At 64.5% G+C, this 13,710-nt stretch carries 13 protein-coding genes and 1 pseudogene; 7 read left to right on the top strand and 7 right to left on the bottom strand.

Features of this window, described 5'->3' with window-relative positions:
• Window positions 1-141: 141 nt before the first annotated feature.
• Window positions 142-723 (top strand): cytochrome b, encoded by a 582-nt coding sequence (locus EY713_RS08725; RefSeq protein WP_131114448.1) that lies wholly within the window; start codon window positions 142-144, stop codon window positions 721-723.
• A 16-nt stretch (window positions 724-739) separates the two neighbouring features.
• Here EY713_RS08725 and EY713_RS08730 read toward each other — a convergent pair whose 3' ends face one another.
• Window positions 740-2,110: a transposase gene (locus tag EY713_RS08730; protein ID WP_131114449.1), complete on the bottom strand. Its 1,371-nt coding sequence runs from the start codon at window positions 2,108-2,110 to the stop codon at window positions 740-742.
• Between the two features lie 426 nt (window positions 2,111-2,536).
• Here EY713_RS08730 and EY713_RS08735 point away from each other — a divergent pair, with 426 nt between their 5' ends.
• The 5 genes from EY713_RS08735 to EY713_RS23320 all read left to right on the top strand — a co-directional run bounded on the left by EY713_RS08735 (window position 2,537) and on the right by EY713_RS23320 (window position 7,246).
• Window positions 2,537-4,186 (top strand): glycosyltransferase family 39 protein, encoded by a 1,650-nt coding sequence (locus tag EY713_RS08735; protein WP_131114450.1) that lies wholly within the window; start codon window positions 2,537-2,539, stop codon window positions 4,184-4,186.
• The gene (locus EY713_RS08740; protein WP_131114451.1) at window positions 4,183-5,397 is read left to right on the top strand and encodes a glycosyltransferase family 2 protein; all 1,215 of its coding nucleotides are present in this window, start codon (window positions 4,183-4,185) and stop codon (window positions 5,395-5,397) included. The genes EY713_RS08735 and EY713_RS08740 overlap by 4 nt, the downstream gene beginning before the upstream one ends.
• On the top strand, window positions 5,394-5,531 hold the full coding sequence (locus EY713_RS22715; RefSeq protein ID WP_165491075.1) for a hypothetical protein: 138 nt from the start codon (window positions 5,394-5,396) through the stop codon (window positions 5,529-5,531). The genes EY713_RS08740 and EY713_RS22715 overlap by 4 nt, the downstream gene beginning before the upstream one ends.
• Window positions 5,532-6,143: 612 nt before the next feature.
• Window positions 6,144-6,839, top strand: coding sequence for a VIT1/CCC1 transporter family protein (locus tag EY713_RS08745; RefSeq protein ID WP_131114452.1), 696 nt, complete (start codon window positions 6,144-6,146; stop codon window positions 6,837-6,839).
• 278 nt (window positions 6,840-7,117) lie between these two features.
• Window positions 7,118-7,246 carry a hypothetical protein gene (locus EY713_RS23320; protein ID WP_281015372.1) on the top strand — a complete coding sequence of 43 codons (129 nt, stop codon included), beginning with the start codon at window positions 7,118-7,120 and terminating at the stop codon, window positions 7,244-7,246.
• Window positions 7,247-8,131: 885 nt separating this feature from the next.
• On the opposite strand, the gene EY713_RS08750 is transcribed toward EY713_RS23320, so the two are convergent.
• From EY713_RS08750 to EY713_RS23545, 4 genes and pseudogenes are all read right to left on the bottom strand, one after another.
• Entirely contained in the window at window positions 8,132-9,451 is a 1,320-nt protein-coding gene (locus EY713_RS08750) for an APC family permease (protein ID WP_131114453.1), read from the bottom strand.
• Window positions 9,452-9,553: 102 nt separating this feature from the next.
• A pseudogene (locus tag EY713_RS23145) lies at window positions 9,554-10,210 on the bottom strand (metallophosphoesterase); the annotation flags it as partial.
• 170 nt (window positions 10,211-10,380) lie between these two features.
• Entirely contained in the window at window positions 10,381-10,941 is a 561-nt protein-coding gene (locus tag EY713_RS08765) for a fasciclin domain-containing protein (RefSeq protein ID WP_131114456.1), read from the bottom strand.
• A 469-nt stretch (window positions 10,942-11,410) separates the two neighbouring features.
• On the bottom strand, window positions 11,411-11,554 hold the full coding sequence (locus tag EY713_RS23545) for a BA14K family protein (RefSeq protein WP_425374349.1): 144 nt from the start codon (window positions 11,552-11,554) through the stop codon (window positions 11,411-11,413).
• A 60-nt stretch (window positions 11,555-11,614) separates the two neighbouring features.
• Here EY713_RS23545 and EY713_RS23550 point away from each other — a divergent pair, with 60 nt between their 5' ends.
• Window positions 11,615-11,788, top strand: coding sequence for a hypothetical protein (locus EY713_RS23550; RefSeq protein WP_425374350.1), 174 nt, complete (start codon window positions 11,615-11,617; stop codon window positions 11,786-11,788).
• A gap of 454 nt (window positions 11,789-12,242) precedes the next feature.
• Here the strand turns inward: EY713_RS23550 and EY713_RS08775 are convergent, their stop codons facing one another.
• Both EY713_RS08775 and EY713_RS08780 read right to left on the bottom strand, forming a co-directional pair.
• Window positions 12,243-13,028 (bottom strand): hypothetical protein, encoded by a 786-nt coding sequence (locus EY713_RS08775; protein WP_131114458.1) that lies wholly within the window; start codon window positions 13,026-13,028, stop codon window positions 12,243-12,245.
• 114 nt (window positions 13,029-13,142) lie between these two features.
• Window positions 13,143-13,649: an abscisic acid-deficient protein Aba4 family protein gene (locus tag EY713_RS08780; protein ID WP_131114459.1), complete on the bottom strand. Its 507-nt coding sequence runs from the start codon at window positions 13,647-13,649 to the stop codon at window positions 13,143-13,145.
• Between the last annotated feature and the right edge of the window lie 61 nt (window positions 13,650-13,710).

Here is a 13,710-nt window from a genome sequence, read left to right on the forward strand (position 1 = left end):
CGATGGCGGAGGCGCTCGCGACCGATGCAGGCCGAGCACCCATTAGAGAGGCTGAACATGACTGACATACGCTTGGCGGGGGCGACCCGAGCCTTGGCCGGTGAAGGCGGGCGGCCTCGCGGTGCCTAACGCTACGACGGCATGACCATCACGTTGCACTGGCTCACCGCCATCCTGGTCGTGACCTTGTTCAGCCTCGCCCACATCTGGTCGTTCTTTCCCCACGATGGGCCGACGCAGATCACGTTGCAGACCCTGCACGTCTCTCTTGGCGTCGTTCTCGCAGCGGGGCTGATAACGCGACTTGTTTGGCGGCCATTCCTGGGGCGTCGGTTGCCTCCGGCAAGCCAAGGCCTCGCCGAGCTCGCGGCCAAGGGGATGCACTACGTCCTGTATGGCCTGTTGATTGCGATGGTGATCGCCGGGTTCGGCAAAAGGTGGGTCCGCGGCCATGGGGTGGAGTTCTTCGGCACCAGCATACCGTCCCCAATCGTGCTCGATCCCTCATGGCGGTCGGCGTTCAACTGGGTCCACCATTGGGGTGCCTGGGCCATCATCGTGTTCGCCGGGTTCCATGCAGCCGCGGCCCTCTTTCACCACTATGCCGTGCACGATGGCGTGCTCAGGCGGATGCTGCCCGGTCAGGAAGGTCCGACGACGGTTGATTGTGTTGAAAAACTCATTGTTCCAGCCCCGAGGCTCTCGTCGCTCAGTCAGTCTTGAAGCTTTTAGGTGGTCTTCACGCTGTCGCTGGCATTTGCAGCGGGATGAGCTTGGCGAGCTTGCGGAGGTTCTGGGCTGTAGCGGCGAGGTGGAACTCGTCTCTGGCACCGTTTGGACCGCGGAGCCGTAATCGATCGAGCTTCAGAATGCGTTTGAGGTGCGCGAACAGCATTTCGACCTTCTTCCTTTCACGACGCGAGGTCTGATAGGCGTCGGTCTTGGCGATATCGCGTGCCATGTCGCGAGCGCCTTCGGAGATGGAACGTGGGATCTTGCGGGCGGGGGTGTTGGGGCAGCATCGCGGCTTCAGTGAGCAGATCTCGCAATCGCGCTTGCTGGCGCGGTAGCGCATCATGCCGTCCTGATCCACAAGCGGGCGCGTCTTCAGATACGTCTTTTGTCGCTGCCGCAGCGGCTTCCCGGCGGGGCAGGTGTAGGCATCGGCATGACGATCGTACGTGAATTCTGAACGACTGAAGGTGCCGTCCTTGCGCGCGGATTTGTCGAACACGGGAATGTGCGGCTCGATCCCACGCTCGTGGACCAGCCACTCAAGCATCTCGGCTGAGCCGTACCCCGTGTCGGCGATCAGCCGCTGCGGCCACAACGCAAGGCGGTCGTAAGCCCGTTCGATCATGGTTCTGGCGGCAGTGACCTCGGCCTGACGCACGGCGGTCGAGGGCTCTACATCGACAATGACAGCATGTTGCACGTCGACGAGATAGTTCGTGCAGTAAGCGTAGAACGCAGGTCCACCCCAGGAGGCGGTCCAGCGTGCCGCCGGATCGACCGGTGAAATGAACTTCGGCTCGACCGGTGTGGCGGCCCCGAAAGCAGCATCGTCCAGGGTGGCAAGGTACTCCGCCACGGCCCTGTTCGCAGTCGGGTCGAGGTCCTCTGCCTTCGGCACGCCGCGCTGACGATGGGCATCGGCCGCGATCAGGCTGCCATCAACGGCAAAGCCTTCACCGCCGACCAGGCCTTCCGCTATGCAGCGACCGAGCACGTCCTCAAAAAGCTTGCGTAGGACGTCGCTCTCTCTGAACCGGCCGTGACGGTTCTTCGAGAAGGTCGAGTGATCGGGCACCGCGCCATCCAAGCCGAGCCCGCAAAACCAACGGTAAGCCAGATTGAGGTGGACCTCTTCACAGAGCCGCCTCTCTGAGCGGATGCCGGAGCAATAGCCCACGATTAGCATCCGGAGCAGCAGTTCCGGATCGATCGATGGCCGCCCGGTCGTGCTGTAGAAGGGTCGAAGATGCTCCCGCACGCCCTCCAGGTCGACGAAACGATCGACAGAGCGAAGCAGATGACCGGCCGGAACATGCCGCTCCAGGTTGAACCCGTAAAATAGCGGCTCCTGCGGGATCGACTGTCTGCCCATCATGTCCGCGTTCTCCCCTTCGCCCAGGAGAACTGAATCAGGCAATCACAACTACTGCAACCACGCCTTTTTCAACACAATCGGTTACCAGCGGCCTCACCGATCGCCCCGTCGCCTGAACTCAGCCCCTCGGCACGGCTCCGAAGAGGGGTCGGCGCCGCCCGACGATCAACCGCCCATCTTCAAGCCGGTCACGGCCGCAAGGACCGTGCCGGATTTGGTCGCTGCGGAGGAGGACGGAGAGCCGTCAGGCTAGTAGTCGCCATCGGCGTCCTTGACGGTATGCCCTCGATCTCTGCCATTGGCCCGATGATGGGAGGCGAGTCTGACCCCGAGTGGGTAACATCGACGTGAGCTGACGGCTGATGGACAGGTCGCGTCCCTAAGAGTGCGGCGGCGGTACTTCACCGTCGCATCGAGGCACTGCTGTTGAGTTCATCACATCGCGCGTCCGTTGCGGCGGCATCGGTCGGCTCGTCGAACAAGCCCGCGCACCGCTTGGCCGAAGAGGCCTCCGTGGGTGCGGCTTCCTCTGCTTGGCTCCTGGCGCGTCCGGCGGCGACCGCGGCCCTGATCATCGCGGTCTTCCTCGCGGTCCGCCTCGTCCTGATGCTCGCCATTGGGTTCGGCAACGACGAGGCCTACACCCTCGCCGGTGCACGGGCCCTGCACCTCTCCTATTTCGACCATCCGCCGTTGCACATCTGGCTGGCGCATGTGGCTTCGCTGGTGGTCGGGGAGACCCGGTGGGTGCGGCTGCCCTTCGTGCTGCTCTTTGCGGGAACGGGGTGGCTGCTGTTCCTCATCACGCGACATCTCTACGGGCCGCAATCCGCCGTCTGGAGCGTGCTCGCGCTCAACCTGTCGATCTTCTTCACCGTCTCGGCGGGCGGCTGGGTCGTGCCAGACGGCGTCCTGATCTTCAGCCTGCTCGCGGCGGTCCACGCGCTGCTGCCGGTCCTGACACCGAAGCAGAACGGTGATACGGCGTCGCCATGGCGGGCTTGGCTGCTGGCGGGCCTGTGGTTCGGGCTGGCCGGCCTGTCAAAGTACAACGCGATCCTGATCGCGCTAGGGCTCGTCGCCTTCATCGTCGCCTCTCCTCGGCACCGGCGCTGGCTCGCGCATCCCGCCCCTTATCTCGGCGCGCTTGTGGCGCTCGTCATCCTGACGCCGGTGCTGGTTTGGAATGCCCGCAACGGGTGGGTGTCGTTCGCCTTCCAGACGTCGCGCGGTCTCCCGCAGTCCGGCCTGCACCCCGTGCAAGTGCTCGCCATGATGGCCGGCGAAGCGGCGTTCCTCTCTCCGTGGGTGGTCGTTCCTCTGGTCGCCGCGCTCGTCGGCGCCTGCCGCTCTCCGGGCCGGGACGCGGACCGCCTCATGCTGGCGTTGTCGCTGCCGGCCATCGTGATCTTCTCGATCGCGCCGCTCTGGAGCACGCGGGGGCTCCCGCATTGGCCGATGCCCGGGTGGCTGTTCGTCTTCCCGGTCCTCGGCGCCTGGGTCGAGAAGAGCCACTCGCGCTGGTTCTCGCCACCCAAATGGGCGATCGGATCGACTGTCGCATTCGCCGTGGTGCTGGTGGTCGCGGTGGGCTTGACCGCCGAAGGATGGGCGTCGCGCGGCGTGGCGGCCTCGGGGGCGGGACGAGACCCGACTTTGGAGAGCCTCGACTGGACCGCGCTTCGCAACGCCGATGCGGTAGTCGCCACGCACCCGGCCTTCGTGGTGACCACGCGGTGGATGGACGCTGGCAAGATCGCCCTCGCCCTTGGAAAGGACGTGCAGGTCGCCATCTTCTCTGACGATCCCCGACAGTTCGCCTTCGGTCCCTCGATCGACCGCTTCATCGGCCAGGACGCCCTCGTCATCGTGCCGGCGCCGTTGCTCGCCGAGCAGCTGCCGCGCTTGAAGCCGTACTTCACGACCTTCGATCTTCCCGAGCATGTCTGGCTCGGCCGGCACGGTCGCGACGAGGTCGAGCTTGCGATCGTCCCAGCCCATGGCCTGCTCAGGCCCTATCCGCTTCCCTACCCGTCGACAGGTTCCGCAACCGAGTCGACCGGAGTACGGCCGTGATCGCTGGCCACAGCCGTCAGAACCATTCGGAACCCTGTCCGGCACCGCTGCTGTCCGTCATCGTCCCGACGTTCAATGAACGTGACAATGTCCCGATCCTGTTCGACCGGTTGGCCGTCGTGCTGCGCGACATCCTTTGGGAAATGATCGTCGTCGACGATGACTCGACAGACGGGACGTGGGATTGGGCGAGGCGGAAGGGGGCGACGGACGCCCGGCTCCGTTGCCTGCGCCGCGTCGGTCGGCGTGGTTTGGCGGGGGCCTGCCTTGAGGGAGCCCTGTGCTCCTCGGCGCCGGTTATCGCCGTCATCGACGGCGACCTGCAACACGACGAAACGATCCTCGCGGCGATGTGGCGGCTCGTCGCCGACCGGGAAGCCGATCTCGTCATCGGAACGCGTCGCGACCCCGGCGGTGTCGACGGGGCGATGAGTGCCCTCCGCCGCAGGCTGAGCGGCGTCGGAGCGACGCTCTCTCGCATCGTGCTCAAGCGTGCCGTTGCCGATCCGATGAGCGGCTTTTTCATGGTTCGACGCGACCTCATTGAGACGATCGCGCCGTCCCTCGTATCCGACGGCTTTAAGATCCTCCTCGACGTCCTGCTGCATATCCCCTGCGACGTGCGCGTCGCGGAAGTCGTTTACGATTTTCGAGAGAGGGGCGAAGGGGACAGCAAGCTCGATGCTCGCGTGCTTGTCGACTATGTGGGGCTGATCGTCCATCGCCTCTCCGGCGACCTCGTCCCCATCCGTATGACGGCTTACGTCCTCGTCGGTCTGGCAGGTCTCCTCGCCCACATTCTCCTCCTCCGGGCCATGATCCACGTCACCCCGAAGCTCGGCTTCCACGCGATGGAGACTTTGGCGTCCTTCGGCGCCATGCCTGTCAACTTCCTCCTAAACAACGCTCTAACGTTTCGCGAGCGGCGGGTTCGGGGCTGGTCGATGGTGCCGGCCCTCGTCCTTTTCGGCGCCGTTTGCAGCGTCGGGGTCCTGGCCAACCTCAGCGTGGCGACCTGGATCTTCGCGGACGCGCCACGATGGTGGCTGGCGGGCTTCCTCGGCGCGTTGGTCAGCGCGTTTTGGAACTATGCCGTGAGCGCCGTCGTCGTGTGGCCGCTCAAAAGGGCACGCGTCATGCCCTATGCCGTCGCGACCGAAGCGTGGGAGGACGACGCGCCTGGACCGGCAGCCGTTAGGCACTCTCCATGAGCCACGACGGACCGGCGGAACTCTACTGGCTGGCGGAGGGCGAGGTCATCACCTCCGAGACCTTCGACGTCGAACATTGGAACAAGCCCGGGGCGAGACGGAGCGAGACGTTTCCCGTTGTTCAGCAGCGCTGATCTACGCACTGGACGCCACCTAGGCCCGGGGCGGGCTGGCGCCCTGGATATGGGTCGGCGCCGAGGTCCATTCACCGGAACGATCCAACCATGTCAGCCTCCTCTGACAAGTCGCTTGGCCTTTCGTCGCCATCGACGATGAGGTTGCCGACCCAGCAAACCGGCCCGACTCCCGATGACCAAGCCTTCCCGGCTCTTCCGGCGCACTGCCATCCAGAGGATCGACGAGAGATGGCCCCGCCCCGAGGTTCGGGATCCAACTCCCTCGACAATGACGGGAGGACGTCGACTCTCCGCCCCTACATCATCGGGCGGCTCGCTTCCCTGAATGCCCATGATCGCAAGTTGCTGCGACTTCTGGAGGACCTCGCCCATTAGCTACCGATGACCCCAAGGCCGTTCTGCTGCGGCCGAATGCGGGAGCTTTGACCGACCAATGGCACTACCAGGGCTCGCGGCGGAGCTTCAGCTCGGCTTCGTCCCATCCCGCCGCCGCCGCACTGGTCCATCATCTGGTACGGTGTCCTGCTTTGGCGAACGCCGCCTCCGGCACGCGTCGCGGAAACGACGTTGGCCACTTACACCGGTCCACAGGGCCTGGAAGGATCGACGATGAGCCGCCTCCATGCCGAGAACCACTTGATCAACCGCGTCGGATGGCTGCGAGCCGCAGTCCTTGGGGCCAACGACGGGATCATCTCGACCGCGAGCCTCATGGTCGGGGTGGCGACGGCGGCGAACTCGTCGAGCGAGGTCCTGCTCACGGGCATCGCCGGCCTGGTCGCCGGCTCCATGTCGATGGCGGCGGGCGAGTACGTGTCCGTGAGTTCGCAGGCCGATACGGAGCGGGCCGACCTCGGGCGGGAGCGCATGGAACTGGAGACGGATCGCGACGCCGAGCTTGAGGAGCTTGCCATGATTTACGTCGATCGCGGTGTGGAGCCGGCGCTCGCGCGGCAGGTTGCCGAGCAGTTGATGGCCAAGGACGCGTTAGGGGCCCATGCGCGTGACGAGCTGGGCATCTCCGAGGCGATCTCGGCGAACCCAATCCAGGCGGCCCTGACCTCGGCTGCAACCTTCGCCGCCGGCGCTGCCCTGCCGATCCTGGCGACGCTCGTAGCGCCCAGGGCCGCCCTGGTGCCGTCCGTGTTCGGCGCGTCGCTGGTCGTGCTGGCCCTGCTTGGAGCGATCGGCGCGAGGGCCGGTGGCGCCGAAATGGTGAGGCCGACGATACGCGTCGCCTTCTGGGGAGCCTTCGCAATGGGCGTCACCGCCGCGATCGGCGCGATGATAGGCAAGTCAGTATAACAGACGCAGTTGACCTTTGTCGCAAAGCCGCGCAGCTGGCTGACCTACATCGTCAGCGAAAACCGGGCGAAGTTCGCCTCGAATGCCATTCGGGGCCGAGCCACTCGGCGACGCCCGCATGCGCGACATATCGAGCCAAGGGGGCTCATTCGGCAACCATTAGGGTCTTTCGCCTTCCTTGGTCAGAAGAGGCGTGAGAGATCGCGCTGCCGGGAACGGCAACGCTATCGAAGGGATCACGGATGGGAGCGGCAAGGCACAAGCACTGGTGCTCTGCCATGCCCGCCATGCTGCATTCCATGGATTGGCAGGGGCAGTTCCTTGCGGTGAGCGACATGTCACTTTCGAAACTCGGCTATGCGCGGCTTGAGAACGGCAGCTTTCTGGATCAACTCCGGAGCCGCTAAAGGTCGTGAATGGGCGCAAAGCCGAACGTCCGCTTCCGGATAAGAACCCAATGTCAACTCCTGGCGCAATCTGGCCGAAACGAGAATGGCCGCTTTCCGCCGTGATAATCTCAGATTTGCTGTTTGTCGGCTCCGTACTTCCGGCCATTGGAGCTAGATAATTGGGGTGGAAGGGCTACAGCGGTCGAGTACTATGGGGGTAGAGGGAGAAACTACCGATCAGACCAACTTGAATTTCTACCAGGTCACTGCGATCGTCGGAACTCGCATGGTGGAGGTCAGGGCCCTCGCGCAAGCCGAGGCGAGCACGGGGTGGGAGGCGTGTGCGACGGGCAAGGCGATGCCGGCCCTCGATGCTTTCACGAGCGAGCCACTACGGCGCCGCGTCGACGGTCGACGCCGGTCCGCGCGAATCGATGATTGCAGGACGGCTCTCGTTTGGGACGGGCGCCTAAAGGCCTGGACTGCCTACGCATGACGGGATCGGAAGCGCGCAAAGCGGCATCGCAGGAGGATACGGACATGCCGCGAACGGTCGATGCGGACGGGGGTCACGGCGGGATCTGTGCGTTTTAGGGGACGCGGGTAAGACCCGATTACATCACGTGCACGGGGTGCGGGGCCACATGGCGGCACCGCGTCACCGCGTGGGGGCTACTGATGATCAGGGGTGTGTGGCCGTCCGGTCTGTTCCTCGGCCTTGTCTCTGTTAGTTTCTTTCGCTCCTTCGGGGCCGCTATTGTTGTGGTGATAGGCGGTACGCTCGAACTGGCGTTCCTTGGTGCCAACCTCAGGACGAGTGCATGGTACCGCTGAACGGCCGAACCGGTGTGCCTGGCCGCCGCATGCACCATTAGCCATTGAGGTTTCGCGTAGCCAAAGTCTTCACGTCCTCGCAAGCGGTGTCAGCCCCCCGGGTGGCAAGCGGCCCCGTCGCACGGTCAGCACGATTTGGATCGCGACGACGGATCCGTAAACCGCGAGCAGGAAGTATAGGCTCAGGCGGTCAACCTGCCAGTCGTGCCAGAGCAGCAGACCGAGGCTGGCGGTGGCGAGAAGTCCGCCGGCGAGCGGGATCGACGGCGACAACCCGATGCGCCCCGAAAGCCGCAAGGCGGAAAAGTTGACGGCGGCAAAGATGACGAGGAACGTCGCGCTCGCGAAGCCCGAGATCGCCGGCAGCGGGACCAGCAGCGCGAAGGCGAGCGACAGGACGGTGAGGGCGAGCAGCGAGACATAGGGAACTGGACGGGTGCGCTCCTGGAGGGCAAAAACCTGGGGAAGCGCATGTTCCTCGGCCATCACCATGGCAAGCCGTGCGGCGCCGAACAACGTCGCGTTGATGGCGGACGCGGTTGAGAGCAGCGCGGCGATGCCGATCAGCACGAATCCGGCCTCCCCCAAGGTCGGCCGCGCGGCCACCGCGAGCACGTATTCCTGGTCCTGCTGGATCTGCGCCGGAGTAAGGTTGCCGAGTGCCGCGACAGCGACGACGATGTAGATGATCGTGGTGAGAACGATCGCGATGACGATGGCGCGGCGCAGGTTGTGTTCCGGATCCGCCATCTCGTCGATCGCGTTGGGAATGAGTTCAAACCCCTCATAGGCCACGAATATCAAGGCAACTGCGACCAGGGGCGAAGCTATGCCGCGATCGAAAAGTGGGACGAAATGGGCGGTGTGAATGCCGATGAAGCCGGCGGCGGCGAACACGGCGAGGATAACCAGCTTGATGGCAACGACGCCAAGCTCGACGCTGCCCGACGTGCGCGCGCCACGGAGGTTGATGCCGAGAAACCCAATGAGCACCAGCCCCACTAACACCGCCGTGACCGGCCGTGCGCCGCCAAGACCGAACAGCGTCGCACCATAATCGCCGAACGCCGTCGCGTAGAGCGCGAGCGTTCCGACGTAGCCTACGACCAAGAGCCAGCCGGCGCAGCCCGCGACCAAGGGTGAAGCGAAGGCCTTCTCAATGTAGGTGAAGCTGCCGCCGTCGCCGCGAAAGTGAAGGCCGAGATGGGCGTAGGAGAGGCCTGTCAGAAGGGCGATCACACCACCGCCCGCAAGCGTCAGGACAACGGCATGTCCCGCGGTGGCGATGGCCAGGCCAAGCACCGCGAAGATACCCCCGCCGATCATGCCGCCGATGCCGATCGCGCTGACCTCGGCGAGATTCAGCTTGTCCTTGTCGACCCTTGCCATGCTTCGGTTTCCTGGCTGCGGCCGGCGACGGCGCGATCACGTCGATCAGGAAGCGACATTGATGCGCCCAGGCGGGTTTCTTGTCGACGAGGACGATCGGCGTCACGCGACCCGACGCAGCGTAATTCGGATAAGTTCCGGCGGGCGCCCCAACCGTAGCGCGAAACCGGGCCACAGGGCGCTGCCGTTGTTGACGTAGAGCGTTATTCCGTCGACGTCGTAGCGCCCCGACACGAACCCGTCGTTCATGCGCGCGACGAGGCAGTCCAGGCCCCGGATCATGCCGCCGAGCGTATGCCAGTTAGGACAGTGCAGCGAGACGCCACGCGCGGCCGCCGCCCGGGCCTTCCCCGGTTGATGGTACAGGAACACGATCGGGACCCCTTTGGGGGCTCCGGCGAGCGAGGCGGTTAGGTCGGCTCCCGGATTGCCCGTACCCGCCGCGGATCGGTCCGTCACCCCAGCGAGAACTAATCGTCCCTCAGCCCGCGTGAGGACCGCATGGTCGTTGAGGAGCATGGTCATTCCCATCCCGGCGAGGTGCCCCATCCATTCGCGATAGCCGAAGTAGTATTCGTGGTTGCCCGGGATCGCGTCGACGCCGTCCGGTGCGTGGAGACCGCGCAGGGGCTCGACGTCCGCCCGCCGCTTGGCGAGGGTGCCGTCGATGAGATTCCCGGTGACGACGATCAGGTCGACGCCAAGCGCGTTTGACCGCTCGACCAGCCTGCGGGTCCAGGACGCCGGAAACAGGCGGCTACGACATCGTGGGTATCCCGCCGATCGAAGTGCGGCCTGGCGATGCGGGAAAGACTCCGACAGAATCGTGAGACCGATTGCTCACTAAAAAGCTGCCGGTCGAACACGACGACCGGCAGCGAAAGCTTACTCCAAAGGTGAGCTTGAAAGGCCCTTTCGGACCTTCGCGATCACTTAGGCATCAGGACGCTGTCGATGACGTGGACAACGCCGTTCGATGGGAAGACGTCTGCAGTCTCGACCAGCGCGCCGCCACCCTTAGCGTCGATGAGCGCGACCTTGTCGCCGTCCATCTTGGCCGTCAGGGTCTCTCCCTCGACCGTCTTCATGTTGTAGCTGCCGCCGCCCGCCTTGATGCCCTTGACGATTTCGGCGGCGTCAACCTTACCGGCGACAACGTGATAGGTCAGGATCTTGGTGAGGTCGGCTTTCATGTCGGGCTGCGTCAGCTTCTCGACCGTGCCCTTAGGCAGCTTGTCAAACGCGGCATTGGTGGGTGCGAACACCGTGAACGGGCCGGGGCCAGAGAGCGTCTCGACGAGACCAGCCGCCTTCACGGCCGCGACCAACGTGGTGAGGTTTTTGGCCTGTGAAGCGTTCTCGACAATGGTTTTGCTCGCCATCATCGGCGCGCCACCGACCATAGGATCGGCGGCATATGCCATGGATACGACGCCGGTCGCCAGCGCCGTCGCGAGGGTCAACGTGCGAAGTCCAATGAAGATTTTCATGTTTCTCTCCCTTCAACGCCACGGCCTAGTCGGACGTGACTTGAAATAGAGCTACGAATGTCGGCGATATGGGTTTCTAGTATGGGCAAAACTTAACGTTCGTTGACGGCCTTTGCTGGGATGCCGCGCTGAGTCAGAACCGTTTCGATCGTGGTGGCGCTCTGGGCGAGCACAGTGAACATCACGACCATGTATGTGGCGGCGAGGATGACTGAGGGACGGCAGGTAGGCTCAACGCCGCAGCCACCGATATCCCGCCCACAAGCCCCCCCCAAATCAGCGCTTCCCGGTGCTCGGGAGCCCAGGTGAGCGGGGGGGCGAAGTGCCCTGAGAGGAGGCATAACGGGCACGACGCGACCGCAGCCAGCCTCTCCATCATGACGAATTCCAGCGGTGCATGCATCACGGCGCGCACGTGATCGCCCGAGCGTTATCTTCGTCCAGCCCATAGAGGGCATTCACATCTCGATCAGGGGCAGGAATGGCGGTTACCGTCGTAGCCCAGGTAAGTGCCGCTTGAGCGATCGTAGGACTTGAAGCGCCTTTCGCAGTAAGCCGTTACATCCCCACCCGCATAACGGGCTTGGGAATTAGCGACTGCGCCTCCGATCAAAGCGCCTGCAGCAAATCCAGCGATCCCAGCTCCGATCCCGACCCCTCCGTCAAACCTTCGATGTCCACCGTACCCGCCTCGGAAGCCGCGTCCGCCATACCCGTGATGGAAACTCCCGCGACGAAATCCGCCGTGATGGAAGCCCCCATGACGGAAGCCGTCACCGTGGAAACCGCCGTGATGGAAACCCCCGTGATGGCCGCCGCCATGGAAGCGCATGCCGCCACGCGCTGAGGCTGGCGTCACGATCGGGAGGGCAAGCAGAACGGCTAGCCCGGCACTCAGTAAAGCTCGCATAGTTCACGTCTCCGTTCTCTGACTTATACATTCGAGCAAGGCCCGATTATGTGAGAGGCAGGTTTAAAACGTTTCAAAGGGGAAACTGTTCGACGGCAATGCCGAACCGGTTAGCCACTGGGATGATGCGGGGCACAGTGCGCAATTCCTACATTCCGCACGGGACTGAACGGCGGCTTCGATCGCAATCGCGAGAAGTGGCATGGCCGGGACGGGCGCGAAGCCGCGCAGCCCTATCCCAGGCTGCACTGAAGTCCAGATCTCTGTCCGTTCTGAAAGCGTCAAAGCGTCGTCGATAGCCGGCCGGAGCGCACGGCTTGGGCCATCTCGCGAGCGACGAAATATCCGGGGGGCGCGTGGAGCAGGTGGGGCTCCCTGTGGTCTACCGCGATCAAGCGAGTATCGCGAAGAAGCCGGGCAGCGGTCGACCTGCCAAGGTTCGCCGGAACAACCCGAGTGTGAGCCACGTCCAGCCGGCGGCAGCGACGCCGGCGAGGACCAGCGCAACCGTTGGTGGGAGCAGCCACGATCCTACCAGCGCGATGGCAGGTACGGCCTGCATGATGTGGGTCCCGAGGAAATGGGCAGGCCGAAGGTCTGCGGCGTTCACTGTCCATCCCGTCAACCACATTGTCCGTGGCGTCGCGGGCGGGGGCCCCGCGTAACGGCTGTTTCGTGAGCCCATCCGGAGCGTAATTAGCAGCGTCAACCCGGCCCCCACGATGAACGCGACAGGTACGGCCAGTCGGAGCGCGGGCGGCCACGCCGGAGGAGGCGATAGCGCCGCCACGATCCCGACCACCACGGCCGGTGAGAGCACCAAAAGCGCGCCAATCCCCAGCGCTGCATAGATCGCGGCCTCGATCCGCGTGTCCTGGTTGAAGTGAGACCGCCGCTGCCGACCCGCCTGCACGGCGATGTAGCCCACTTCGATCACGGCCGCTCCAACGGACAGCCACGCGACAGTGAGCAGAACGATACCGTCACCGAGAAAACCAGCAACCGACGCGAAGGTGGCGAAGTGCAGGGCGAGCGAGATGCCGAACTTGGCCGGCTTGTTCCAGACGTTCTCGCCATCCAGTCGACGCTGATCGACGCGCCCTGCCACGAGGGCGACGGGTGTCGAGGCAGCGAAGCCGGTGGCGGCATACCAGTAGAGGTGCGTGGGATCCACCATCGGTTCTACTCCGTGGCCCAAATTGCGCGAGGAGACTCTCGGCGGTTCCCCGGGGCAGTGGGCCGTTGCGTGATCGAATGATTGAATGGCGCCGGCGACCGCTGCGCTGGCTCGTTAAGGTTCGAGGGGAGGCACTGTCCCTCGCGAGGCGCGTGCCCCGGCAGTCGGGCCCGGGCAATCATACGGCGAGCCCCAACCGCGGGGCGACGAGGAAGCGCAGAGCCAGGAACGCAAAGAGGCCGACCGGAGGAAAGTCAGCAGGAGACACGGTAGGATCACAAGCGGCGACATGTCCGCATCGAGCCCGGCCTGCGCAACCCAAGTACCCACAAACAAGTCGAACGCGATGTAGTGCAACCAGCCGGCCGCGAGCGCGGCGTCGTTGGCAAAGAGCCGTCGGACAGACGCAATCGAGCCGAAGCCGCCGCCGGTACGGGCGCGCAAGCCCTGGGCGAGCAGAAGGGCGTAAGCCAGTCCGACGAGGACAGGTACGACAAGTGCCGTCCCGGCCCAAATGGGCACCCGGAGATTGTCGGGGACGAAAAGGCTCGCCGCAAGGCTGAACCATGACAGCGCCGCGACGCCGCCGTAGATCGAGAAGGCACGATCGGGGCTTGGCATCCTTCAACCTCTCTTCGTTCAGCCGATCTGCTGCCGGCCATCGCCGTAGGCCGGTGTCTCG

This window comes from Lichenihabitans psoromatis, assembly GCF_004323635.1.
In the GTDB taxonomy this organism is placed as follows: domain Bacteria; phylum Pseudomonadota; class Alphaproteobacteria; order Rhizobiales; family Beijerinckiaceae; genus Lichenihabitans; species Lichenihabitans psoromatis.

Bases quoted from the DNA above. Each gene is read 5' to 3' on its own strand.
- EY713_RS08730 (WP_131114449.1), bottom strand. From the start codon at position 2,110: ATGATGGGCAGACAGTCGATCCCGCAGGAGCCGCTATTTTACGGGTTC.
- EY713_RS22715 (WP_165491075.1), top strand. From the start codon at position 5,394: ATGAGCCACGACGGACCGGCGGAACTCTACTGGCTGGCGGAGGGCGAG.
- EY713_RS08765 (WP_131114456.1), bottom strand. From the start codon at position 10,941: ATGAAAATCTTCATTGGACTTCGCACGTTGACCCTCGCGACGGCGCTG.
- EY713_RS08775 (WP_131114458.1), bottom strand. From the start codon at position 13,028: ATGGTGGATCCCACGCACCTCTACTGGTATGCCGCCACCGGCTTCGCT.
- EY713_RS08750 (WP_131114453.1), bottom strand. From the start codon at position 9,451: ATGGCAAGGGTCGACAAGGACAAGCTGAATCTCGCCGAGGTCAGCGCG.
- EY713_RS23320 (WP_281015372.1), top strand. From the start codon at position 7,118: ATGCCCGCCATGCTGCATTCCATGGATTGGCAGGGGCAGTTCCTTGCG.
- EY713_RS23550 (WP_425374350.1), top strand. From the start codon at position 11,615: ATGTCCACCGTACCCGCCTCGGAAGCCGCGTCCGCCATACCCGTGATG.
- EY713_RS08725 (WP_131114448.1), top strand. From the start codon at position 142: ATGACCATCACGTTGCACTGGCTCACCGCCATCCTGGTCGTGACCTTG.
- EY713_RS08780 (WP_131114459.1), bottom strand. From the start codon at position 13,649: ATGCCAAGCCCCGATCGTGCCTTCTCGATCTACGGCGGCGTCGCGGCG.
- EY713_RS08745 (WP_131114452.1), top strand. From the start codon at position 6,144: ATGAGCCGCCTCCATGCCGAGAACCACTTGATCAACCGCGTCGGATGG.